The following is a 1,909-nucleotide window of genomic DNA, read 5'->3' as shown; positions in this document are numbered from 1 at the left end:
CTCCTGAGGCGTCCCGGCTCCCGAGTGGCGGGGTGGTGCAGGGGGTGGGGCTGGTGATCCGGGATCAGGAGGCGGCGATCGCCTCGGTGACCGCGGAGCGGGCGTCGGCGGCGCTGTCGGCGGCGAGAGCGAGCTCCGCGTACCGCTTGGCGTCGTCGAGGGTGTGCTCGGCCAGCTCGGCGCGGACGTCGGCGAGAGCCGACGGCGACATCGAGAGGGTGGTGGCGCCGAGGCCGACGAGGACCACGGCGAGCAGCGGGTCGGCGGCGGCTTCTCCGCAGATCCCGACGGGCTTGCCCAGCGCCGCTCCCGCGCGGCCGACCTCGCCGACGAGGCGGAGCACGGCCGGGTGCCACGGGTCCTGGAACGCCGAGACCGTGCCGAGCATGCGGTCGGCGGCGAGCGTGTACTGGGTCAGGTCGTTGGTGCCGATCGAGGCGAAGTCCGCGACTCCGAGGATGCGGTCGGCGAGCAGGGCGGAGGAGGGGACCTCCACCATCACTCCGGCGGTGCGGATGCCGAGCTCCCGCGCCATCGAGGTGAAGTAGCGGGTCTCGTCCACGGTCGCGACCATCGGCGCCATGACCCAGAGGTCGGCGTCGGTCGCGGCATCGGCCTGGGCGAGGGCGGTGAGCTGGTCGCGGAGGATCTGCTCGCTGGCGCGGAGCGCACGCAGTCCGCGGAGACCGAGGGCGGGGTTCTCCTCGTGGTCGTCGTTGAGGAAGCTCAGCGGCTTGTCGGCGCCGGCGTCGAGCGCGCGGACGACGACCTTGCGGCCGGGGAACGCGGCGAGCAGGCGCGTGTACTGCTCCGCCTGCTCGGCGACCGAGGGCGCCTCCTTCGCGTCGAGGAAGAGGAACTCGGTGCGGAACAGCCCCACTCCCTCGGCGCCGAGCTCGACCGCGTTCGCAGCGCCGTCGGCCGAGCCGAGGTTCGCGAGCAGCGGCACGGCGTGGCCGTCGGCCAGCGCGCCGGGGACGACCGGTGCGGCGAGCATCTCGGCGCGCTCAGCGATCGAGGACTTCGCGGCGCCGATCTCGGCGTCCGAGGGGTTCACCGTCACGACGCCGGAGGTGGCGTCGAGGATGACGAGCTGGCCGTCCCGCAGGTCGAGGGCGCCGGTGGTGCCGACGATGGCGGTGATCGACTTCTCCCGGGCGAGGATCGCCGTGTGGGAGGTCGGCCCTCCGTCGCTGGTGATCAGGCCGAGGACCTTCTCGAGGTCGAGCAGCGCCGTGTCGGCCGGAGCGAGGTCGCGGGCGACGAGCACGAACGGCTCGTCCGACTCGGGGACGCCGGGAGCGGCGACGCCGCGCAGGTGCGCCACGACGCGCTGCGAGACGTCGTCGAGGTCGGTCGCGCGCTCGGCCATGTAGCCGCCCATCGCCACGAGCAGGTCGCGGAAGCCGGCGAAGGCCTCGTGCACGGCGCGCTCCGCGGTCTTGCCTCCGGCGATCCGCACCTTGACGTCGTCCGCGAGGGACGGGTCCTCGGCCATCAGGGCCTGGGCGTCGAGGACGTCCTTCGCCGAGCCGCCCGCCCGCTCGCCGCGGTGGCGGATCGTCGCGGCGGTGGCGGAGAGCGACGAGACGGCGCGCTCCTCCTCCTGGGCGACGCTGCGGGTGCTGGCGGTGTCCTCGGGCTCGGGCAGCGGCTCCGGCATGCGCAGGACCGGCCCGAGGGCCAGCCCGCGTCCCACTCCGGTGCCCTGGAGCTTGGCGGAGGCGTAGGCGGTCTGAGGAGTGGACAGCGTCATGGGTGCTCGTTCCTGTCGTGCGGAGTGCGGGCGGGAGAAGAGGATGCGGAGGAGGCGGGTCAGAAGGTCCTCGTCGCCAAGGGCGACGCGACCCCGGTCAACGCCGCGTCGATCCTCGGGATCATCTCGCTCGGAATCGAGCACGGCGACGAG

1 protein-coding gene is annotated in these 1,909 nt (G+C 73.9%); it reads right to left on the bottom strand.

Annotated elements, in window-relative coordinates; translation table 11 throughout:
* Positions 1-64 precede the first annotated feature (64 nt).
* Positions 65-1,663 carry a phosphoenolpyruvate--protein phosphotransferase gene (ptsP, locus tag C5C27_RS17400; RefSeq protein WP_374955292.1) on the bottom strand — a complete coding sequence of 533 codons (1,599 nt, stop codon included), beginning with the start codon at positions 1,661-1,663 and terminating at the stop codon, positions 65-67.
* Between the last annotated feature and the right edge of the window lie 246 nt (positions 1,664-1,909).

The sequence above is a fragment of the Rathayibacter sp. AY2B7 genome (assembly GCF_002931635.1).
Lineage (GTDB): Bacteria > Actinomycetota > Actinomycetes > Actinomycetales > Microbacteriaceae > Rathayibacter.
Note: the sequence above shows the minus strand (reverse complement) of the source record. Positions and strands in the feature narration are given on the sequence as shown.

Coding starts and splice junctions, on each gene's coding strand:
- ptsP (WP_374955292.1), bottom strand. CDS start 1,663: ATGCCGGAGCCGCTGCCCGAGCCCGAGGACACCGCCAGCACCCGCAGC.